Source organism: Bradyrhizobium sp. BRP56 (genome assembly GCF_020194035.1).
In the GTDB taxonomy this organism is placed as follows: domain Bacteria; phylum Pseudomonadota; class Alphaproteobacteria; order Rhizobiales; family Xanthobacteraceae; genus Bradyrhizobium; species Bradyrhizobium australafricanum.
The window spans coordinates 309062-331289 of the sequence record NZ_JADYVV010000002.1 but is presented as its reverse complement, the minus strand read 5'-3'; the positions used below and the strand labels follow the sequence as shown (position 1 = coordinate 331289).

Genomic DNA, 22228 nt, shown 5'->3' with positions numbered 1-22228 from the left:
GCTGCGCGGCGATCAAGCTCCAACAACAGACCCTGAGCCAGCGAATGGACGACCTGAAATCGATCATCGGAAAAGTCGCCACCGGCGCCACGCTGACGCGTGAAGAGGCGGCGTCCGCCTTCGACAGCATGATGTCGGGCGAAGCCACGCCCTCGCAGATGGGCGGGCTATTGATGGCGCTGCGGGTGCGCGGCGAGACCGTCGAGGAGATCACCGGCGCCGTCACCGCGATGCGCGGCAAGATGCTGCCGGTCACGGCGCCGGCGGAGGCCGTCGATATCGTCGGCACCGGCGGCGACGGCTCCGGCTCGGTCAACGTCTCGACCTGCGCGGCCTTCATCGTGGCCGGCGCCGGCGTGCCCGTGGCGAAGCACGGCAACCGCGCATTGTCGTCGCGCTCGGGCGCCGCCGACGTGCTGGCCTCGCTCGGCGTCAAGCTCGATTTGACGCCCGAACAGGTCGGGCGCTGCGTCAAGGAAGCCGGCATCGGCTTCATGTTCGCGCCCGCGCATCATCCGGCGATGAAGAATGTCGGTCCGACCCGGGTCGAACTCGCCACCCGCACCATCTTCAACCTGCTCGGCCCGCTATCGAACCCGGCCGGCGTCAAGCGGCAGATGGTCGGCGTGTTCTCACGGCAATGGGTGCAGCCGCTGGCCCAGGTGCTGAAGAACCTCGGCTCCGACAAGGTCTGGGTCGTGCACGGCTCCGATGGCCTCGACGAGATCACCCTCACCGGCCCGACCTTCGTTGCGACGCTCGAGAACGGCGAGATCAGGACATCAGAGGTGACGCCCGAGGATGCCGGCCTTGGCCGCGTCGGCGGCGAGGCGCTGAAGGGCGGTGACGCCGATGCCAATGCGATCGCGCTCTCCAGCGTGCTGCAGGGCAAGCCGAGCGCCTATCGCGACGTCGCCTTGCTCAACGCCGCTGCCGCGCTGATCGTGGCCGGCCGCGCCAAGGACCTCAAGGAAGGCGTCGCGATCGGCGCTCAGTCGCTCGACAGCGGTGCTGCCGCCGCGCGGCTGAAGCATCTGGTCGCGGTTTCCAACGGCTGAGAGCGCGAAACATGTCCGACATCCTGACCAAGATCGAGGCCTACAAGCGCGAGGAGATCGCCGCCGCGAAGCGCACCCATCCGCTCGCCGAGGTCGAGGCGCAGGCCAAATCGGCCTCGGCCCCGCGCGGCTTCGTCCGCGCCCTCAAGGACAAGCATGCGCGCGGCGACTACGCGCTGATCGCGGAAGTGAAGAAGGCCTCGCCCTCGAAGGGCTTGATCCGGGCCGACTTCGATCCGCCTGTGCTCGCGAAAGCCTATGAGGCCGGCGGCGCGGCTTGCCTGTCGGTGTTGACCGACGCGCCCTCGTTCCAGGGCCATCTCGACTTCATGGTTGCGGCCCGCGCGGCGACCAGCCTGCCGGTGTTGCGCAAGGATTTCATGTTCGACACCTATCAGGTCGCGGAAGCGCGCGCCCATGGCGCCGACTGCATCCTGATCATCATGGCCGCGCTCGACGACACGGCGGCCGGGGAGATCGAGGACGCCGCGCTCGGCTACGGCATGGACGTGCTGGTCGAGATCCACGATCATGCCGAGCTTGACCGTGCCCTGAAACTTCGCTCGCCGATGATCGGCGTCAACAACCGCAATCTGCGCACTTTCGAGACCACGCTCGCGACCAGCGAGGCGCTGGCGCCACTGATCCCGCCCGACCGTCTGATGGTCGGCGAGAGCGGCATCTTCACGCCTGACGATCTCGCCCGGCTCGAACGGGTCGGGATGTCGACCTTCCTGGTCGGTGAAAGCCTGATGCGGCAGCAGGACGTCACCGCGGCGACCCGCGCCTTGCTGACGCGGCAGGCCGCGCCGCGCGCCACCGCAACGCGCTGACGCAATGGCGCGGAACAGCAAGGGCAAGACCAAGGCCGGGCCGTCCGGCTCCGGCACCGCCCTCACCCATATCGACGCCAAGGGCGAGGCGCGGATGGTCGACGTCTCGGCCAAGCCCGCGACCGAGCGGACCGCCGTCGCCGAAGCCCGCGTCGTGATGAGCAAGGCGACGCTGGCGCTGATCGAAACCGGCCAGGCCAAGAAGGGCGACGTGCTTGCGACGGCGCGCATCGCCGGCATCATGGCGGCGAAGCGAACCTCGGAATTGATCCCGCTCTGCCATCCACTGGCGCTGACCAAGGTTACGATCGACATCACACCCGACCGCAAGCTGCCTGGCTGCATCGTCCGCGCCAGCGTCAAGGTGACGGGGCCGACCGGCGTCGAAATGGAGGCGCTGACCGCGGTCTCGGTCGCATGCCTGACGATCTATGACATGGTCAAGGCGGTCGACCGCGGCATCCGCATCGAGGGCATCCACCTCGTCGAGAAGATCGGCGGCAAGTCCGGGCACTATCGCGCCGGCGCGTGATCGCCGGTACGCACGCGACGGCCTGTCGCAAATACCCGCAAGATTTCATTAACCAATCTCGCTAACCCGCGCTCCATTTCGATTGGATACTACTTTCGCGGGCCGGGGGTGCACGAGACCTACTTCCGGGTGAAGCACCTGGAAGCGATTGCGGCAAATGACTCCAAACGGCAGCGCCACGTTCAACATCACCTCGGTGATCGGCAGCGGTCCGATCCGCTGGCTGATCCTCGGCGGCGCCGTGCTGATGGCCGCGATCGCGATCGGCGCTACGCTGATGGCGGAGAATTTCCGCGATCGCGCCCTGCATAACAGCGAGCGTGAGCTCGAGAACACCGTGCTGCTGCTGGCGCGGCATTTCGACCAGCAGCTCGACGATCTCGAAGTCGTCCAGCGCGACCTGATCGCGTTCATGCGCGACAATTCAATCGCGACGCCGGAGAATTACAAGCGCCGGATGTCGGCCGCCGACATCCATGCGATGCTCAAATCCAAGATGGACGCGCTGTCCAATGTCGGCAGCCTCAATGTGTTCGACACCGACGGCGTTCTGATCAACAGCTCGGGTGCCTGGCCGCTACCGCAGGCCAGCATTGCCGACCGCCCCTACTTCCAGATCTTCAAGTCGAGCCCCTATTCACCGGACATGCAGGTCGCGCCGGTGGTCAGCCGCATCACTGGAAACTGGACCACCGTTATCGTCCGCAAGGTCACCGGTCCGCATGGCGAATTCCTCGGCGTGGTCGGCCGCGGCATCGAGCCGGCGGCCTTCGAGAAGTTCTTCTCCACCGTGGCGCTCGGCGACGGCGCCGCGATCTCGATGCATCATCGCGACGGCACGCTGCTGGCGCGCTATCCCCATGTCGAGGAGCTGATCGGGAGGAATTTCCGCAACGGTCCGGTCAATCAGCAGCAGGTGTTCGAGCTGCCGCAGAGCACGACGCGGCTCGCCAGCCCGGTCGACGGCAAGGACCGCCTGGTGTCGTCGCGGGCACTGACCAAATTCCCGATCGTCGTCGTCGCGACGAGCACCACGGAGGCGGCGCTCGCCAACTGGCGCGAGCAGATCGGCATCCTGATCGCGGTGACCAGCATCTCGGTGCTGGCGATCGCGATCCTGCTGACGCTGGTGGTGCGCAAGCTGGTGCAGCAGCATCGCGCCCAGCAGCAGCGCCTGACGCTGGAGAAGCTGCGGCTCGACACCGCCGTCAACAACATGACGCAGGGCCTGTTGCTGTTCGATGCCGCGCAGTGCCTGGTGATCTGCAACAGGCGCTATATCGAGATGTACGGATTGTCGGCCGACATCATCAAGCCCGGCTGCAGCTTCCGCGACGTCATCGTCCATCGTCACCGGACCGGCTCGTTCCAGGGCGACGTCGAGCGCTACGTCAATCTCGTGCTGCGCGACGTCGGCATCCGCAATACCATGGTGATCACGACGCCCGACGGACGCTCGATCCAGGTCGTCAACGAGCCGCTGGCCGACGGCGGCTGGCTGGCGACCCATGAGGACGTCACCGAGCGCCGCCGCGCCGAGGAGCGCATCACGCATCTTGCCCACTACGATGCGCTCACCGACCTGCCGAACCGCGCGCTGTTCCACGAGGAGATCAGGCGCGAGCTGCCGCATGTCACGCCCGACAGCCAGCTTGCGGTGCTCTATATCGACATCGACGAATTCAAGGGCGTCAACGACTCGCTCGGCCATATGGTCGGCGACGAGCTTCTCAAGTCCGTGGCGCGGACGCTGAGCGGCGTGATCGGCGACGGCGATTTCGTCGCCCGCCTCGGCGGCGACGAGTTCGCGATCGTGCAGACGGGGGTGAAGAGCGAGGCCGAGGTCGCCGACCTCGTCGCGCGCATCTACGAGGTGATCCGCGCGCCCTATCAATACCTCGGCCACCAGGTCACGACCGACGCCAGCATCGGCATCGCGCTGGCGCCGAAGGACGGCACCGATCTCGACCAGATCATGAAGAACGCCGATCTTGCGATGTATGCGGCGAAGTCGGCCGGCCGGCGCGTCTTCCGCTTCTTCGAGCCGGCGATGGATGCCGACGCCCGCGCCCGCCGCGAGCTCGAGATGGAGTTGCGGCAGACGATCGCCGCCGGCAGCGGGCTCGAAGTGCATTACCAGCCCTGCGTCGACCTGCGCAGCGACGAGATCACCGGCTGCGAGGCGCTGGTGCGCTGGCGTCATCCACAGCGCGGCATGATCTCGCCGGCCGAATTCGTGCCGATTGCGGAAGAGACCGGCCTGATCAACCAGCTCGGCGAGTGGTGCTGATGACGGCCTGCAAGGAAGCCGTGAACTGGCCCGACCACGTCAGGCTCGCCGTCAACGTCTCGCCGGTGCAGTTCCGCAGCGGCACGCTGGCGCTCAAGGTGATCGCGGCGCTTGCATCGTCGGGGCTGTCAGCGAGCCGGCTCGAGCTCGAGATCACCGAGGCGGTGCTGATCCGCGACGACGAGACGGCGCTGGCCGCGCTGCACCAGCTGCGCGCCATCGGGATCAGGATCGCGCTCGATGATTTCGGCACCGGCTATTCGTCGCTGAGCTATTTGAAGCGGTTCCCGTTCGACAAGATCAAGATCGACCGCTGCTTCGTCACCGACATCGCCGATCCGCAAGGCTCGGCCGGCATCGTCGAGGCCGTCGTCAACATCGCCGCCGAGCGCAGCATGACGACGACGGCTGAAGGCGTCGAGACCGCGCAGCAGCAGCAATTGCTGCGCGAGCTCGGCTGCTCGGAAATGCAGGGCTATCTGTTCAGCCCGCCGAAGCCCGCCGCCCAGATCCGCGAGCTGCTGGCCGGGCACCGCCGCGGCCCCGCTGCGGGCGCGAGCACGGCGCGGCGACGCAAGCCGATCGCCGGCGCGGCGTAAGGCTGCTCGAAAGTCGGAGCCCGAGTGGCGCCTGCACGATTTCGGAATTTTGGAAAAATACCCTGTAATTGCCCGACGTGTCAAGTTGCCCGGTCGAGCGCCAGCCACCACGGGCTCCTTTGCATGGGGTTGTTTTCGATATTTTGCTGCGTAGCCCGGATAGAGCCATCCGGGCTACAGGTTCTAGTTCGGCACCGGGCGCTTCTGCGCGGCCTTGGTGTCGGCGTTCTTGGCGTCGGCGTTGACGGTGACGCCGCGCAGCTGGTTGAACGCCGCGGCCAGCGCCTTGTCGTTCTTCTCGTCCGGCGGGACGTAGGACTGCGAGCCGGTCTGCTCGGCGCCCTCGGCGGAGAGATGGCCGCGCATCGAAGCCTCGCCCTTGATCTCCGAGCGGGTCTTGAACTCGTCCGGCACGTCCTGCAGCACCTCGATGTCGGGCTTGATGCCGAGTGCCTGGATCGAATGGCCCGACGGGGTGAAATAGCGCGCCGTGGTCAGCGCCAGCGCGCCATTGCCGGTGCCGAGCGGAATGATGGTCTGCACCGAGCCCTTGCCGAACGAGCGGGTTCCGATCAGGGTCGCGCGCTTGTGGTCGTGCAGGGCGCCGGCGACGATCTCGGAGGCCGAGGCCGAGCCGCCATTGATCAAGACGACGAGCGGCTTGCCCTTGGTCATGTCGCCGCCATGCGCGGTGAAGCGCTGGGTTTCCTCGGGATTGCGGCCGCGGGTCGAGACCACCTCGCCGCGCTGCATCAAGGTCGAGGTCACCGAGACCGCCTGGTCGAGCAGGCCGCCGGGATTGTTGCGGAGGTCGACGACGTAGCCGGCGAGTTTGTCCTGCGGGATCTGCTTCTGGATATCGCCGATCGCCTTGCGCAGACCCTCGGTGGTCTGCTCGTTGAACGAGGTGATCCTGATATAGCCGATGTCGCCGCCCTCGACGTGATACTTGACCGGACGGACGCGGATGATCTCGCGCGTAATCGAGATCTCGATCGGCTTGTCGGCGTCCTTGCGGATGATCTTCAGCCGGATCGAGCTGTTGGGCGCGCCCTTCATCTTGTTGACGGCCTGATCGAGCGTCATGCCCTGGATCTGGTCATCGTCGATCGACGTGATCACGTCGCCCGACATGATGCCGGCGCGCGAGGCCGGCGTGTCGTCGATCGGCGCCACCACCTTGACGAAGCCGTCCTCCATGGTGACCTCGATGCCGAGCCCGCCGAACTCGCCATGCGTGGTCTCCTGCATCTCCGCCCAGCCCTTCTCGTTCATGTAGCGGGAGTGCGGGTCGAGCGAGGAGATCATGCCGTTGATCGCGCCCTCGACGAGCTTGGAGTCCTCGGGCTTCTCGACGTAGTCGGTCTTGACCTTCTCGAACACCTCGCCGAACAGATTGAGCTGCGAATAGGTGCTGCTGTTGTCGGAATGCGCGGCGGCGTTGGCGACGGCGAACAGATGCGCGCCCTGCGGCGAGGCCACGAGCAGGGTGAGACACGCGCCCGCGACCGTCCCGAGCAAGAAGCCAACATGTTTGCGCATTATCCGTGATCCCTTCGCTAACGGCCGGCAACGTTTCGCAACATTCGGCCCCACCCCGACGCGGGGCACCACACAACGGCTTTTTGGTCGGATCAAGGCCGCCTTGTCACCGGACCATTACGGTCCTGTCACGGTGCCCGGATCGGCCTCTTGTCAGCCCCCTGTCAGCCTTTCGTCGGCCTTTGGCCCAGTCTCCAGCAACCCGTTCTGCCAGGTCGACGGCTGGGTGCCGAATCCGCGCTTGGCCCGCGTGCCCAGCCAATAGCCGAACTGCGGAGGAACATTGCGGAACGGCCCCTCGACGCCGAGCTTGAGCGCGGCGTCCATCGGCCAGTTCGGGTTATTGAGGATTTCCCGGCCGACCGCGATCAAATCTGCTTGTTTATCACGCAGGATTTGTTCGGCCTGGTCCCCGTGGATGATCAGGCCGACCGCCATGGTCATGATATCGGCATGGGCGCGGACATATTCCGCGAGCGGCACCTGATAGTTGTATTTGATCTCCTTGCCCAGGATCGGCGCCATCTCGCTGATTCCGCCCGATGAGCAGTCGATCACATCGACGCCCTTCGCTTTCAGGATCCTGGCGAGCCGCGCGCTCTGCTCCGGGCCCCAGCCGGCATTGTCCTCGACCGACAGCCGCACGAACAGCGGCTTGTGATCCGGCCAGTGCGCCCGCACCGCCTCGGTGACCTCGATCAGGAAGCGCATCCGGTTGGCTTCCGAGCCGCCATATTCGTCGCTGCGCTGGTTGGAGCGCCAGGAGAGGAATTCGTGCACGAGATAGCCATGGGCGCCGTGCAGTTCCAACACCTCGAACCCTGCCGCATGGGCGCGTCGTGCCGCCTGCCCCCAGGCTGCGACGAGGTCCTTCACCTCATGCGTATCCAGCGCGCGCGGCACTGGCCATCGCTCGCTATGGGCGATCGCGCTCGGCGCCACCGGCGTCCAGGCATCCCAGTCGTCGATCTCGGCGGTGCGTTCGAGCGGGCGATCGCCCTCCCAGGGCCGGCTCGCGCGCGCCTTGCGGCCGGAATGGCCGAGCTGGATGCCGGCGACCGCGTTCTGCTGCTTGATGAAGCCGACGAGGCGGCTGAGCGGCGCGATGAACTTGTCGTCCCAGATGCCGAGATCGCCGATTGTGCCGCAGCCGCGCCGCTCGACCTTGGTCGATTCGACGATCACGAGACCGGCGCCGCCGGCGGCGAACTTGCCGGCATTCATCAGATGCCAGTCGGTCGGGAAGCCCTTCTCGGCGGAATATTGGTGCATCGGCGGCACCACGATGCGGTTCTTCAGCGTGACGCCGCGGATGGTCATTGGCGAAAACAGCAGCATGTCGGACATCGCTTCCTCATTATGCGTCGTTACCCAGCGTGCGGGACCGATCTTGTGTTTGGCGCGGACGATATACGCACCGTGCGATGGCCGATAGAGGCGCGCGGGCGGTCGCAATTGGCCACTCGAACGGATCGCGCCAGGTTCGCGATGCCTGTTCCCTCACGGCGATTTTTCGCGCGCACAGGAAATGATGATCGCGATGCGTGTTGTCCCCGGTAACCCGAGGAGGGACACTCATGAGGACCCGCACAATCGCACTGCTCATCGCCGGTGCCATGGCAACCGGCCCGATACTGGCGCAACACGCGGTTGCCCAGAACCTGCAAAACGAGGCCGACAAGGGTGCCAAGACCCGCAACTCCGGTGAATCCGGCTATGTCGGCGATCAGGACAGGCCCGGCGCGGCCGCAACGCCTCCGGGACGCCCCGACACGGCCGCCGGTTCCCCAAATGCCACGACGTCTCCGAGCGCTCAAAGTTCCGGAACCGGGATCGCCGGCGCGCCGGGCAACAAGAGCGGGCCGCCCGCCAAGCAGGGCACGGTCGGTTCGAACTCGCAGAACCTGCATGTCCAGGAACAGGATCCGTCGAACATCAAGGGACAACCAGGCAACAAGAGCGGCCCACCCGCAAAGCGCTAGCTGCGCGCCATGCTGACCAGGTGGCCGTGAACCGGGATCGAGTCGCTCAGATATTATTGAGCGGCCTTCCGGCTCGCGGAGAGATCGGTTGGGCAATTTGCGCCGCATTCAATCGATTTCTTCTGGTCAGCAACGCGCCATACCAGCAACGCGACCAGGACAATGATGGTGACGGTGAGCTTGGCCAATGCGTCGTGGTTCAATGTCGGCTCCGCAGAACAATCGGCATAGCGAAAAAAATCAGCTGCAAGCAGAAATGTGACCCCGGCACCCTTTGGGGCCGAAGGCCGACGCTGGGGACGTCCACCAGGCCCGCATTCGATTCGGACCGGCCGACGTCATGATGGTACGGTCCTGGCGCGGTCTGCAAGCTTCTCAGTCTGCATGGCAGCATGGCACGGCCGGCCGCAGCCGGTTGGAACATTGTCATCGATGTGCGGTTCAGTGGCTGTCCTCTGATTCATTGCCCCAGAGGCACACACCACCTCCTGCGGCCCCAGCCGTCACGCTGGGGCCGCAAATCATTGGAGCTGCACGCGGACTGTTGTTGGTCGCGGGATGAGCGAACGATCTCCGAGAATCACGACCGATTTGCGCGGGCGCGCCCGCAAATGACGCTACTTGCCGACCTCGTACACATCGGGATCGAAGCTCGAGCTCGGATTGGCGAACGCGTGGCGCAACGCCGGCGACATCGGGACGTTGTAATTGATGTCTTTCGGCGGGGTCGGCGCTTCCAGCCACTTCCTGTACATCACCTCGATCTCGGGGCTCTTGTAGAGCTCCGCCGTGGCGCGGTCGGCGAGCGCCTTGAACGGGGTGTCCTCCCTGCGCAGCATGATGCCGAACGGCTCGGCCTTCGAGAACGCCTCCTCGCTGATCATGTAGAGCGAAGGCTGCTTCGACCGCGCGATGGCAACGGCGAGCTGGACGTCGTCGAGCGCGTAGGCCTGGGCGCGATCGGTCTCCAGCATCAGGAACGCCTCGGCCTGGTCCTTGGCCGGAAGAACGTTGATGCCGAGCTTGCGTTCGGTGTTGACCTTGATGAGCTGCGTGAGGTTCACCGAGCCCGCAACGGCGGTGACCGACTTCCCCTTGAGATCGTCGATCGTGTTGATCCCTGCGGATTTCTTGGCGGCAAAGCGTGTCGCGCTGAGGAAGTGCGTGTTGGTGAAGGTCACCTGCTTCTGACGGTCCGCGCTGTTGGTGGTCGCCGAACAATGCAAGTCGATCGTGCCGTTGACCATCAACGGAATGCGGTTCGACGAGGTCACCGGGAGGTAGTCGACGGCGATGTCAGATACGCCGAGCTCCTTCTTCACGGCATCGACGATCTTCAGGCAGATGTCGAGCGCAAAGCCGATCGGCCGCTGATTGTCGTCGAGATAGCTGAAGGGAACGGAAGCCTCCTGAAAGCCGAGCGTGACCTTCTTCGTCTCCTTGATCTTCTGCAGCGTGCCCGACAGCTCCTCGGCCGCCGCGGGGCTTGCGGCGAGCGTGAGAGCGAAGAGGATGGCGGGCAAACGCATCGGCGGCTCCTTGCGGTGATCAGGCGGCGGTGATAGCGCACGCATGAGCCCGGAGCCAGATGACGGTGTGTCTAGCAGCTATCGCACTTTGCTATGGTCCGCCTGCCAGAGTTGCAGCCGCAGCCGCGAAGCATCCCTAGCGCTGCGCCCCACCCTCGAGCAGGCGATCGCCGACCAGGCGGACCGCGCCACGGGTCCAGGAATAATCGGCGCCCATCCGCAGGCCGCTGTCGCCGCGTGAGACGACCGCGCCGCTGCGGGCGTCGCGCAGCTGGAAGCCGATCGTGTATTCGGTCCGGCTGACCCGCCTGATCACGCCGATCAGCGATTGATCGGCGCCGAGCTGCTGTGCAATCGCGGCCTCGCAGCCATCGCAGTCGCGCAGCGCACGTGCCTTGACGGGCTCGGCGGTCGCGCCGCCGGTATCGACCAGGCGGTAGCGGCCCGACTGCGCAAGCCGGTCGCGCACGCCCTTGGTCACATCGGCGAGGTAGGCTGCATCGGCGTCGGCAAGGCCGGATGCCGGCGCCGCGGAGGTGTCCTCAAGCTCGAATTCGAACACCGCAAGCCCGATCGGCGCGGCCATGGCGGCCTGTGCCGGCGGCGGCACGGCCGCGAGGACGCTGCGCACCTCGCGCGACACGAACATCCGCGCATGGTCCCATGCCTCGTCATTGTCGCCGCGAAACGTGTAGAGCTTTTCGTACAGCACGCGGCTCGCTTCGACATCGACGACCGCCACCTTGGCCCACTGCACCAGTGTGCTCATCTTCTGCACGCCGCCGACCACCTTGATCCGGGCCTCGCCTGCGGGCGCCGCTGCTGGCACCAGGCGATAGCGCGGCTCCGCGGCGACGTCGGCGCGCAGCGCTCGCATGAACGCGTCGAGCCGCTTCTGGTGCGCGGCAGTCTGATCGATCACCTCGCCCGAGGTGTCGACATAGCTGAAATCATCGATGCTGACGCCAAGCTGAGATGCTGGCACCGTGCCCGTTTCGGCGCTCAGCTGACAAGGTCCGGCCAGAAGGCCGGTCAACGCGAGGGCGTGCAAGACAAGACGGGATTGTCGCATGGTCTGGGCCTTTCGGGTGCTGGCGCGAGCGGGTCGGTCGCATCCTGGGCCAACTGGCCGCCGCGCCGCAGCGGAGTGCCTCCCGCCCGGTGCCGGGAAAATTTCACGACGATGGTCCGCGCCCGAAGAACGGCTATGGCAGCGCTTCTCGGCGCCTCCCTTCTGCCGTTTAATGTGCGTGGCGGCCCTGCCCGCGATCGCGCGCCGAAGCCCGCCTTCGATCTTGAGGATACGCCAATGTGGAATTGGTCCGGAAGCGATCTGAAACTGCGGTTGACGTTGCGCGTGGCGATCGTCTCGACGCTCTGCTTTGCCGTCATCTCGGGCTATTTCCTGATCGAGGCCGACCGCTCGGTGCGCGGGCGGATCGCGGCGGTTGCCGATGTCGCCGCCAAGACGCTGGAGCTGCAGCAGAGCAAGATCCAGTGGCTGAACAATGCGCGTTCCGACTTTCCAGATCTCGACAGCGTTGCCGCGACGGTCATGACGCCGGGACTGTGCCTCGCCTTTCGCAGCAATAGCGGCGAGATCAGCCAACGCTTCTGCGGCGGCGCGCAGACTGACACGGCCGCGCCGCCGCTGGCCTTCGCGGCGCTCTATCGCCGCCTGTTCGATCCCGGCCGCGAGGCGGTGCGGCAGGTGGTTTCGCGCGGCATTGCCGTCGGCGAAGCGGTGGCCTGGATTGATCCGGCGGTGCCGACCGCCGAGGCCTGGCACGATGCCGGCCGGCTGATGGCGGTGTTCATGATCGCGCTGCCGCTGCTCTGCGCCCTGGTCTATGCGGCGTTGGCGCGGGCGCTGCGTCCGACGCGGCAGATCCGCGACGGGCTCGAGCGGATCGCTGCGGGCGACCTCGCCGCGCGCCTGCCGCCGTTCGATCTCGCCGAACTGTCCGCGATCGGCGACGTCTTCAACCAGCTCGCCGAGCGCCTCGCCGCCGCGCTCTCCGACCGCAACGCGCTGACGCAGAAACTGATCCTGGTGCAGGACGAGGAGCGCCGGCACCTCGCGCGTGAGCTGCATGACGAGTTCGGGCAGTCGCTGGCCGCAATCCGTGCGCTCGCCGCCTCGGCGCGCCAGACCGCGGCCGCGGATTGCCCGCCTTTGCTCGCCGAATGCGACGGCATCGCGCGGACCGCGACCGACATGATGGAGACGTTGCGCGGCGCCCTCTTCCGGCTCCGCCCGCCCGATGTCGACGAACTCGGACTTGCGGCCAGCCTCGAGGGCCTGGTCGCCGGCTGGAACGGCCGCAGCCGCGGACAGCCGCGGTTCGAGATCACCATATCGGGATCGTTCGAGCGCCTTGCCGCCTCCGTCACCGCCAATCTCTACCGCATCGTGCAGGAGGCGCTCACCAACGCCGCCAAGCATGCCGGCGCCACGCGCGTCATGCTGCGGCTTGAGATGCGCGAGGCGCCGCCTGGCGGCGGCGACAGCGCGATCGTGCTCGCGATCGACGATGACGGCCAGCCCGGCGATCCGCAAGGCGATTCCCAGCTCAGGTCCGGCCTCGGCCTGCTCGGCATGCGCGAACGGGTCGCCGCGCTGGGCGGGCGGCTCAGCTTCGAGACCGGACAGCCCAGCGGCTCCTCGCTCCGCGTCATCGTTCCCGTCGCCGCCATCCGAGAGGCCGCACCGGTGGAGCACGCGGCATGAGCCATGCGGCGCGAACCATCATGCTGGTCGACGACCACGCCGTCGTCCGGGAGGGCTACAGGGCGATGCTGCAGAAGCAGCCGGGCCTCTGCGTCGTCGCCGAAGCCTCCGACGGCGTCGAGGCCTACCGCCTCTACAAGGAGACCGGGCCCGACCTCGTCATCATGGACCTGTCGATGCCCGGCATCGGCGGCATCGAGGCCATCCGCCGCCTCCGGCAGTGGGACAGGCGCGCAAAAATCCTGGTGTTCACCATGCACCAGAACGCCGCGTTTGCCGTGCAGGCGATCCGCGCCGGCGCGAGCGGCTATGTCACCAAGACCAGCCCGCCGGAGACTCTGGTGCACGCCGTGATGGATGCGCTGTCGGGCAAGATCGCGATCAGCCCGGATATCGACCACGAGCTCGCGCTCAGCCACCTTGCCGGCGAGACCAAGGCGGCCGACCTCCTGACCGCGCGGGAATTCGAGGTGCTGCGCATGCTGCTCGCGGAAAACACCACCGAGGAGATCGCCGAGGCGCTGCACCTCAGTCCCAAGACGGTCGCGAACCTGCATTCCCTGATCAAGGACAAGCTCGGCGTCGGCACCGATATCGAGTTGGTCCGCCTCGCGCTGCGGCAAGGCATCCTGACGCAGCTCGATCTCGGCGAACGCTGAGCCCGCGTCAGCGGCAGCGACCAACCCTTGCGAGCCCGCCTGAGATTGGATAGCCTCTGCTCGCGATGAGCTTCGCAGGCTCATTCGCCCCTCGCGCGACTGGCGAGCTTACGTGGAATTGACCACGGTGAAGCGCGAAGGGTTCCAACGCCGTTCGCCTGGGCAACCCGTTCAGCTGATGATCCAGCGTCTTAGGGAGCCCGGACCATGCCGTTATTCCGCAACGAACTCCATCTCAACGATTCGGAAGTTGCCCTTGCGCTCGAGGGCGAAGAGCGCCGCCAGCAAGACGGCGTCGAGCTGATTCCGTCGGAGAACTACACCTATCCCGAGGTGCTCGAGCTGCTGGGATCGGTGTTCACCAACAAGTATTCCGAGGGCTATCCGGGACGCCGCTATTATGGCGGCCAGGAATTTACCGACCAGGTAGAGAACCTTGCCCGACAGCGCGCTTGCGCGCTGTTCCGCGCCGAACATGCCAACGTTCAGCCTCTGTCCGGGTCGCCAATGAACCAGGCCGTGTATCTCGGCCTGCTGCAGCCCGGCGATACGATATTGGCGATGGACCTGTCACACGGCGGCCATCTCACCCATGGCGCGCCGGTGTCGCACATGGGGCGGCTCTTCAACTTCGCCCGCTACAAGACGCAGCCGTCAAACGGCGGCGCCATCGATTTCGATGAGCTCCGCGCCATGGCCCGGCACGTCCGTCCGAAGCTGGTGCTGTGCGGCTACAGCTCTTATCCGCGCGATCTGGATTATGCGTCCTTCACGAGCATTGCCGATGAGGTGGGTGCGCTGACCATGGCGGACGTCAGCCATTACGGCGGCCTGATCGCCGGCAACGCCTTGCGCAATCCGCTCGATGCGGGTTTCGACGTGATGACGACGACATCGCACAAGACGCTTCGCGGACCGCGCGGCGGCATCGTTCTCTGTCGCCGGGAGTTCGCCGGCAAGATCGACGCGTCGGTGTTTCCGGGACTGCAGGGAGGTCCGCACATGAACGTTGTGGCCGGAACCGCGGTCACGCTGAAGAAGGCATCGACGTCCGATTTTCAGGCCTATGCAAGACTGGTCATGCGCAACGCGAAGGTCCTGGCCGAAGCGTTGATGGAACGCGGCATGACGTTGATCACCGGCGGAACCGACAATCACATGATGGTTGTGGATACGGTGGCCAGCGTCGGCCTGGACGGCGGCGCGGCCGAGAACATCCTCGACGCCGTCGGGATCACCGCAAACAAGCAGATCATTCCCGACGATCCGCGGCCGCCGCTCAGGCCGAGCGGCATCCGCCTCGGGACGCCGGCGGCGACCACGCGCGGCATGGGCGAGCCCGAAATGCGCCTGATCGCCGAACTCATTGCGGAATCCCTCCGGTCGAAGGGAGATGCAGCGGTCGTCAAGCGACTGAGGTCGAACAGCGTCGAGATGTGCCGCGCTTTCCCCGTTCCTGGGATCGGGCCGCCCTCATAGGCGGCCGAGCCGCGTTCCTGTTCCGCGTCCGTCGCGTCACTCGGCCGGATGTGCGGCCTACATGGGGACGTCGTGAAGGTTCCCGAAAAGGACCGGAACGGAAATTGATGCTGTTCGTTGGACCGCATGATCTCGAAAGACGGAGCGTCCAACGCCGTGACCCGGAAAACCTTGCAAGCCCGCTCGGAACAGGCGCTCGTCGTCATCATTCTCAGCACCGGTGCGCTGATCGGTTACCTCGGCCTGGCGCTGTCCAGGCTGTGAGAGCTACGCCCGGCGGGCATCAACCGCCGGCGGGCATCAAGCTGCTTGGTGCCTAAAGCTCACGCGCGTGCCACTGAGTTGCCCCGACGGGGCAAGCCCCGCAGCAAAAATATAGGGTGAAACGAAGAGCAAAGCTCGGACAGATCATGTCGCGAGAATGCGGATGTTTGACGCACAAGCGACGACACCCGCCGTCGTCCCGGCGAAGGCCGGGACCCATTACCCCAAATCTCAATTGTTGCGCGACGCTGGGGCCACGATCCCGTTCCTGATCAAATGCGGTGGTTATGGGTCCCGGCCTTCGCCGCGACGACGGTGTTGTGCGCGGGAACGGTATCGCGATGAATGCAACGCCACGTACAATCCACACACCGGTCACTGAAATCGAGGACATTGCCGCCTGCCAGCAATTCTCGTACACGGTTTCACGCAATGACCTCGCAATTCACTCCCAACTCCGTCGACGTGCTGCTGTTCGATATCGGCCGCGTCGTGCTCGACATCAACTTTGACAAGGTGATGGCGCACTGGGCGCAGCATGCCGGGTGTGCGCCCGCCGAGCTCGCCACGCGCTTTGTCGTCGACGACAGTTTCAAGCATCACGAGATCGGCCGGATCGACGACGCGGCATTCTTCGAGAATCTGCGCCGGACGCTCGGCATCAACATCACGGACGCCCAGTTCCTCGAAGGCTGGAACGCGATCTTCACCGGCGAGATGCCGGGCATCGCCCCGCTGCTCGCGGCGGCCGCCGAGCGGATGCTGCTCTACGCCTTCTCCAACACCAATCCGGCCCATGTCGCGCATTTCTCGGTCACCCATGCCGAGCTGCTCAGCCATTTCCGCAACGTCTTCCTGTCCTCGAGCATCGGCTTCCGCAAACCGGACGCCGAGGCCTACGATCATGTGGTAAAAGCCATCGGCGTGCCGGCGTCGCGGATCCTGTTCTTCGACGACCTGGCCGCTAATATCGAAGGTGCGCGGGCGCGCGGCCTTCATGCTATCCACGTGACGTCGACGGATGACGTGGCAAGGGCTTTGACCGCACTTGGAATTTGAACATTAGGAATTGAGGAGCTCTGAGCGTGGCCCTGATGCCGGTTGCCGATGCCCTGTCCGCCGTCCTCGCCGGCGCCGAACCGCTGCCGGAGGAGATGGTCGCGCTCGATGCCGCCTACCACCGCACGCTTGCGCACGACCTCGCGGCGCTCCGCACCCAGCCGCCGCAGCCGATGTCGGCGATGGACGGCTATGCGGTGCGCGCCGCCGATGCGGCTGATCTAAAGGCCCGGCTCAAGGTGATCGGCGAAGTCGCCGCCGGCCGGCCGTTCGAGCGGACGGTCGGCGCCGGCGAGGCGGTGCGGATCTTCACCGGCGGCGTGATTCCCAATGGCGCCGACGCGGTGATCATCCAGGAGGACACCGCCGTCGACGGCGACCACATCACGATCACGGAGGCCGCCAGCGTCGGGCGGCACATCCGCCCGGCCGGGGTCGACTTCCGTGAGGGCGAGGTGCTGCTCGCCGGCGGCAGCCGCCTGTCCGACCGCGCGCTGTCGCTGGCGGCCGCCATGAACTATCCGGAACTTGCGGTGCGGCGCCGCCCGAAGGTCGCGGTGCTGGCGACCGGCGACGAGCTGGTGATGCCGGGCTCGCAGCCCGGTCCCGGCCAGATCGTCTATTCCAACGGCTACGCGCTGCGGGCGCTGGCGCGCGCCGAAGGGGCCGAGACCGTCGACCTCGGCGTTGCCGCCGACACGGTAGAGGCGACCACGGCGGGCATCCGCCGGGCACGCGAGGCCGGCGCCGATGTCCTGATCACGACAGGCGGCGCCTCGGTCGGCGACCACGATCTCGTCAAGCGGTCGCTGGAAGCCGAGGGCGTCGAGATGGCGTTCTGGCGGATTGCGATGCGGCCCGGCAAGCCGATGATGCATGGCCGGCTCGGCGCGATGCGGGTGATCGGTCTGCCCGGCAATCCGGTGTCGTCCTATGTCTGCGCCTTCCTGTTCCTGGTGCCGTTGATTCGGGCGCTGAGCGGCCGGAAAGTGATTCATCATCGCCGCGCGAGCGCCCTGCTCGGCCGCGACCTCGCCGCCAACGACCAGCGCGAGGACTATCTGCGTGCGCGGCTCGAAGCGCGCGAGGACGGCACGCTGATCGCAACGCCGGTGACGCAGCAGGACTCGTCGCTGCTCGGGAATCTCGCTGCGGCACGGGCACTTCTCGTGCGTCCGCCGTTTGCGGCAGCTGCCGTCAAGGGCAGCGAATGCGAGATTCTGACACTGCCCGAATAGGGTTTTCGCGCCCCGCCGATTGTGCGTTGCCCGACACGTTCACCGGAAATTAAGTGGTTGCGGAACACATATCGAACATATAGTGTCCGTTCATGATTTGTTTCGAGTACTGGTGTCTACAATCGGGAAGCTGCATGGAAGCAGGTGCATTGAGCACATGCTCCTGAGGTCAGGCCCGGCCTGCAGGCCCCACCAGAAGAGTCTCGGAATCGAACGACGCTATCAACCGGGGGAATACTCGAGATGCTCACGCGCAAACAGTACGAACTACTGCGTTTCATCAATGAACGTCTGAAAGAGGCCGGCGTACCGCCCTCCTTCGACGAGATGAAGGATGCGCTCGACCTGCGCTCGAAGTCCGGTATCCACCGCCTGATCACTGCGCTGGAGGAGCGCGGCTTCATCCGCCGCCTGCCGAACCGCGCCCGCGCCATCGAGGTCATCAAGCTGCCCGAACTCTCGGCCGGCGGCGGCAACGGCCGCCGCGGCTTCACGCCCAGCGTCATCGAAGGCACCCTCGGCCGGCGCGCCAGCACGCCGCCGATTGCCGAGGATGACGGCAACCGTCCGGTCGCGGTCCCCGTGATGGGCCGGATCGCCGCCGGTACGCCGATCGAGGCGCTGCAGACCCGCAGCCACACCATCAGCGTGCCGCCCGACATGCTCGGTGCCGGCGAGCACTATGCGCTCGAGGTGCGCGGCGACTCGATGGTCGATGCCGGCATCCTCGACGGCGACATGGCGCTGATCCAGCGCAACGACGTCGCCAATACCGGCGACATCGTGGTGGCGCTGATCGATGAGGAGGAAGCCACCCTGAAGCGCTTTCGCCGCCGCGGCGCATCGATCGCGCTCGAGCCGGCCAACACCGCCTATGAAGTGCGCATCCTGCCGCCGAACCGGGTCCGCATCCAGGGCAAGCTGATCGGCCTTTATCGCAAATACTGAATTGCAAATACTTGCGGCGGCCGGGAACGAGCAACACGTCGGATCGTTCCTTGCATGATAGTGTAGCGTACGGCCTGCCCGATGCGCTCCGATACCTCTCGCGCAGCGTCGCGTGTTTGTGATCGGAGCGATCTCGGACCAGTCGTACAATCGCCCAGAAACGAGCAGACGCTCGTTCGCTATCGTCCACTCTGGTAGAGGCCCTAATGCCTCAAGGAGAGGCACGGGTCGCTACCTCGAAATGAGGAGCCATCCGATGTGTGACTATAGTCTGCACGCCGTGGCATCGCGCCCCGCCATTGTCGGAGAGACGCTGATCACGACGACGTTCCGCGGCACGTCGACCCGCGGCTTTGCTTCGGAGAATGACCCCACTGTCGCGGTCTGCATGCTGCCGGGCACCGAGCTCGCTTTCGCCGAGAACGTTCGCTACGACAGCCGCTGGATCTGGACCAAGACGCTGAACTATCGCGTCGGCGTGTTCAACGAAGTCGAGCCCGACGTGCCTGATCGGCATCATGACGCGGTCGAATTCCCCGACGGCAGCCATGTGCTGGTGACTCAGCTGGTCGAGGGACAGCGCGTTAGCGTGCTGCAATTGCCGGCGCTGCATCCGCCGGTCGAGCAGAAGCCGAAGGTTGTGGAGCGGCGGCCCTCCGCATTCGCAACGCTGTTTTTGGGTTGAGCGCATCGTCGCCGCGGAATGAGCTGTTCGGCGGCGGATGACCTAAGCAATTTCGGGCGACCCCGGACTCCCGCTTCCGGGGCGCAGAAGGAGATTTGCGTCGGCCGGCACCTTGGCGCATCATCAGGCACGGAGGACGTGCGCGGTGGTCGATAAGGTCACATGGCAAAAGGCTGGACGCGTCACGGAACCGGGCCGCTACATGTTCCGGTTCGGTTGGCTGACGGTAACGGCCGACGACCTGAAAGTCTGGGAGCAATTTCCCGAGGCTTCCTTCACCCTCGTCAAGAAGCCCGACGCCGGCCCCGACTCCGACGAATACCATCTCGGCCTGTTCGAGCTGCCGAGCGCGCCGTCGCCGGACCACGGCTAATCATCGCCCTGCAGATCGGTCTCGGCCGGCGTCGCATCCACCGCGGGCCGCGGCGCGACGGCGGGCGCGCGCAGCGTCGTCTCGCTCTCGCCGTCGCCGGGAACCGCCGGCGACCACGGCCGGTCGATCCCGCCGGGCTTGACCGCATCGACGGCGTAGCCGTCCCTGCTCCGTCGCAGCACCAGCGCGCCGTGGCGGCGCAGCCGCTCGGCATCGATCACCGATGCCGCGCAGCCCTGCGGCGCCGGCCGCGTCGTCACGATCAGGCCTGCGCGCTCGCAGTCGTCCGCCAGCGCCTCCGGCCGGGTCGCCAGCGCGACGAAGGCGCCGCCGGGTCCTTGGGTCACGCAGCCGCCGGCATCGCACGAGACGCCCTCGCCAAGCGACGCATCGGTGGCGGTGCGCGCGTCGGCGTCCGCCGCCAGCCACTCCTTGACCAAAAATGCATCCTTGGCGCTGTGCATCAGATGCAGCCGTCCATCACCGCCACGCACCGCGACGTTGCGGCCGTCGCCCGAGATCAGCACGTCCGGCTGCGGCACCCTGAGCGCCCCGACCGAGGCCACCAGCAGCAGCACCGCGCCTGACCAGCGCAGCGGCGTGCGCAGCAGCCCGAGCAGGATGATGCCGGCGCTCGCTGCGATCAGCGGCCCGATGCCGAACGCCGCCATGCGGCCGACCGCGCCCGGGAGTGCGGCGACCCATTGCGTCACCAGGATCATCCAGTCGATGCCAAGACCCATGATCGCCCAGAACACGCCGTCGAAGCCGAACGGCATGGCGACGAGCCCCAGCAGGCCGGCCGGCATCACGACCGCCGAGACCACCGGCATCGCCGCGAGGTTGGCGAGCAGCCCGTAGGGCGTCACGCGGTGGAAATGGAATGCGGCATAGGGCGTCGTCGCCAGCCCCGCCACCAGCGAGGCCAGCATCAGCATCGTGAGCTCGCGCCCGCCCCACAGCGCGACGCGCGCGTCGCCGAATGGTCGGGCGACGCCAGCAGGTTCGGCAGTCCGATCTGCACCAGCGCCACCAGCCCGAGCGTCGCGGCGAAGGACATCTGGAAACTGGGATGCACCAGCGCCTCCGGCGCGATCGCGAGCACGATCAGCGCCGCCACCGCCAGCGTCCGGAAGGTGATCGCGCGGCGGTCGACGATCACGGCGAGCAGCACCACGGCGGTCATGAAGAACGACCGCTGCGTCGCGACCTCCGCGCCCGACAGCAACAGATGGAACGCCGCGGCGACCAGCGCGGCCGCCGCTGCCCATTTCTTGATCGGATGCGCCGCCGTCAGCGCCGGAAACAGCGCGAGCAGCGCGCGCACCGCGAAGAACACGACGCCGGCGACCACGGCCATGTGGTAGCCGGAGATCGACAGCACGTGGCCGAGCCCCGAGATGAACATCGCATCGTTGACCGGCGTCGAGATCGCGTCGCGCCGGCCGGTGAGCAAGGCGGTTGCGATCGCGCGCTGGTCGCCGTCGAGCGTGGTGCGGATCCGCGCGTCGATGGCGTCGCGCAGGCCCTGCATGAAGGCGGCGTAGCGCAGCGCAAAGCCGCCGGTCGCAGGCGGCTCCCTGGTCTTGACCGCGCCCATCACGAAGCCGGAGGCGCCGATGCCCTGGAAATAGAGGTCCCGGCCGAAATCATAGGAGCCCGGGCGCTGTGGCCCGAGCGACGGCATCAGCCGCGCCTTCAACTCAACGAAGCTGCCCACATCGGGCGCGGTGCCCTTCTTCACCGAGAGCCGGACCCGATCGAGCTTCGTCGTGTCGCGCGGGCTCTCCATCGAAACCACGCGCAGCACGAAACGATCGGTCTTCTCGCGGATGTCGCGCGTCTCGACGAAGCCGGTCAGCGCCACCGAGAACATCGGCCGCGCCAGCACCGTGTGAGCAACGCGCGCCGTCTTCCAGGTCGCCGTCGCAAAGCCCGCGGCGACCGCGGCCAGCATCACGATGACGGGAAACACGCTGCGCCGCCGCCGCAGCAGCGCCAGCAGGCAGAGCAGGATTGCGACGGTGGCCGCGACCGACAGCACCGGCTCGTGCTCGGCCGCGAAATAGAACGCGATGCCGGTGCCGAACGCCACCGGCACCCAGGGCAACAGGCGGCCAGCGCCGGCCTCGGCGCGCGCCCATTGCCGCAATGTCTCGACGAGAGGCTTCCAGATGCCGGCGCGCGCCGGGAGAAAGCCGCCGACCGGCGCAGCCGTGCGCGGCGGCCACGTCCCCGCGTAGCCGCGTTTGCCGCCCGGCGTCGTGCCCTGCTCCGCCATTCCGCTTGCGATCCCTGCCGGGCGGCAGGCTAGCGGATGGCCCCGTCACCCGACTAGCGGAACGGATGCAGAATACGGACCGGCAACGCCCGGGTACCTGGATCGTCCTGCGCCTTGCCTAGCTCGCGCCGGGCCACGGCTGCCGC

17 protein-coding genes, 3 pseudogenes and 1 riboswitch are annotated in these 22228 nt (G+C 66.5%); of the genes and pseudogenes, 14 read left to right on the top strand and 6 right to left on the bottom strand.

Going from position 1 to position 22228, the window contains the following annotated elements; genetic code table 11:
- The first annotated feature begins 44 nt into the window (after window positions 1-44).
- The 4 genes and pseudogenes from trpD (at window position 45) to I6F38_RS03290 (ending at window position 5312) form a co-directional block, all read left to right on the top strand.
- Complete coding sequence (gene trpD, locus I6F38_RS03305; RefSeq protein WP_028334043.1) at window positions 45-1058, top strand: anthranilate phosphoribosyltransferase; 1014 nt, start codon at window positions 45-47, stop codon at window positions 1056-1058.
- Window positions 1059-1069: 11 nt separating this feature from the next.
- Window positions 1070-1891 (top strand): indole-3-glycerol phosphate synthase TrpC, encoded by an 822-nt coding sequence (gene trpC / locus I6F38_RS03300; protein WP_225159033.1) that lies wholly within the window; start codon window positions 1070-1072, stop codon window positions 1889-1891.
- Window positions 1892-1895: 4 nt separating this feature from the next.
- Window positions 1896-2423 (top strand): cyclic pyranopterin monophosphate synthase MoaC, encoded by a 528-nt coding sequence (moaC, locus tag I6F38_RS03295; protein WP_225159032.1) that lies wholly within the window; start codon window positions 1896-1898, stop codon window positions 2421-2423.
- A 157-nt stretch (window positions 2424-2580) separates the two neighbouring features.
- Window positions 2581-5312, top strand: a pseudogene (locus I6F38_RS03290) (EAL domain-containing protein).
- Window positions 5313-5495: 183 nt separating this feature from the next.
- Here the strand turns inward: I6F38_RS03290 and I6F38_RS03285 are convergent.
- Together I6F38_RS03285 and I6F38_RS03280 are read right to left on the bottom strand one after the other, a co-directional pair.
- Window positions 5496-6854, bottom strand: coding sequence for a S41 family peptidase (locus I6F38_RS03285; RefSeq protein ID WP_225159031.1), 1359 nt, complete (start codon window positions 6852-6854; stop codon window positions 5496-5498).
- Between the two features lie 153 nt (window positions 6855-7007).
- Window positions 7008-8201 (bottom strand): NADH:flavin oxidoreductase/NADH oxidase, encoded by a 1194-nt coding sequence (locus I6F38_RS03280; protein WP_225159030.1) that lies wholly within the window; start codon window positions 8199-8201, stop codon window positions 7008-7010.
- 449 nt (window positions 8202-8650) lie between these two features.
- Here I6F38_RS03280 and I6F38_RS03275 point away from each other — a divergent pair.
- Window positions 8651-8836 (top strand): annotated as a pseudogene (locus I6F38_RS03275) (hypothetical protein); the annotation flags it as partial.
- 53 nt (window positions 8837-8889) lie between these two features.
- On the opposite strand, the gene I6F38_RS03270 reads toward I6F38_RS03275, so the two are convergent.
- From I6F38_RS03270 to I6F38_RS03260, 3 genes are all read right to left on the bottom strand, one after another.
- Window positions 8890-9039 (bottom strand): hypothetical protein, encoded by a 150-nt coding sequence (locus I6F38_RS03270; RefSeq protein WP_018271828.1) that lies wholly within the window; start codon window positions 9037-9039, stop codon window positions 8890-8892.
- A 414-nt stretch (window positions 9040-9453) separates the two neighbouring features.
- Entirely contained in the window at window positions 9454-10365 is a 912-nt protein-coding gene (locus I6F38_RS03265) for an amino acid ABC transporter substrate-binding protein (RefSeq protein ID WP_225159029.1), read from the bottom strand.
- A gap of 136 nt (window positions 10366-10501) precedes the next feature.
- Entirely contained in the window at window positions 10502-11437 is a 936-nt protein-coding gene (locus tag I6F38_RS03260) for a DUF3280 domain-containing protein (protein ID WP_225159028.1), read from the bottom strand.
- Between the two features lie 237 nt (window positions 11438-11674).
- Between I6F38_RS03260 and I6F38_RS03255 the strand changes: the two genes are divergently transcribed.
- From I6F38_RS03255 to I6F38_RS03215, 9 genes are all read left to right on the top strand, one after another.
- Window positions 11675-13096, top strand: a complete 1422-nt coding sequence (locus I6F38_RS03255; RefSeq protein WP_225159027.1) for a histidine kinase — start codon at window positions 11675-11677, stop codon at window positions 13094-13096.
- Window positions 13093-13755 carry a response regulator transcription factor gene (locus I6F38_RS03250; RefSeq protein ID WP_038385131.1) on the top strand — a complete coding sequence of 221 codons (663 nt, stop codon included), beginning with the start codon at window positions 13093-13095 and terminating at the stop codon, window positions 13753-13755. The genes I6F38_RS03255 and I6F38_RS03250 overlap by 4 nt, the downstream gene beginning before the upstream one ends.
- Window positions 13756-13840: 85 nt before the next feature.
- A riboswitch (ZMP/ZTP riboswitch) is annotated at window positions 13841-13926 on the top strand.
- A 36-nt stretch (window positions 13927-13962) separates the two neighbouring features.
- Window positions 13963-15234 carry a serine hydroxymethyltransferase gene (glyA, locus tag I6F38_RS03245; protein ID WP_225159026.1) on the top strand — a complete coding sequence of 424 codons (1272 nt, stop codon included), beginning with the start codon at window positions 13963-13965 and terminating at the stop codon, window positions 15232-15234.
- 117 nt (window positions 15235-15351) lie between these two features.
- On the top strand, window positions 15352-15498 hold the full coding sequence (locus tag I6F38_RS03240) for a hypothetical protein (RefSeq protein ID WP_225159025.1): 147 nt from the start codon (window positions 15352-15354) through the stop codon (window positions 15496-15498).
- 432 nt (window positions 15499-15930) lie between these two features.
- Window positions 15931-16557, top strand: a complete 627-nt coding sequence (locus tag I6F38_RS03235; protein WP_225159024.1) for an HAD family phosphatase — start codon at window positions 15931-15933, stop codon at window positions 16555-16557.
- Between the two features lie 26 nt (window positions 16558-16583).
- Window positions 16584-17795 (top strand): gephyrin-like molybdotransferase Glp, encoded by a 1212-nt coding sequence (gene glp, locus I6F38_RS03230; RefSeq protein WP_225159023.1) that lies wholly within the window; start codon window positions 16584-16586, stop codon window positions 17793-17795.
- Between the two features lie 243 nt (window positions 17796-18038).
- On the top strand, window positions 18039-18743 hold the full coding sequence (gene lexA, locus I6F38_RS03225) for a transcriptional repressor LexA (protein ID WP_016841600.1): 705 nt from the start codon (window positions 18039-18041) through the stop codon (window positions 18741-18743).
- A gap of 256 nt (window positions 18744-18999) precedes the next feature.
- A complete protein-coding gene (locus I6F38_RS03220) occupies window positions 19000-19428 on the top strand; it encodes a hypothetical protein (RefSeq protein WP_026192810.1) in 429 nt (142 codons plus the stop codon).
- A gap of 145 nt (window positions 19429-19573) precedes the next feature.
- Entirely contained in the window at window positions 19574-19801 is a 228-nt protein-coding gene (locus tag I6F38_RS03215; protein WP_092077331.1) for a hypothetical protein, read from the top strand.
- Here the strand turns inward: I6F38_RS03215 and I6F38_RS03210 are convergent.
- Window positions 19798-22082, bottom strand: a pseudogene (locus I6F38_RS03210) (ComEC/Rec2 family competence protein). The gene I6F38_RS03215 and the pseudogene I6F38_RS03210 sit on opposite strands and share 4 nt — an antisense overlap.
- Window positions 22083-22228: the final 146 nt, after the last annotated feature.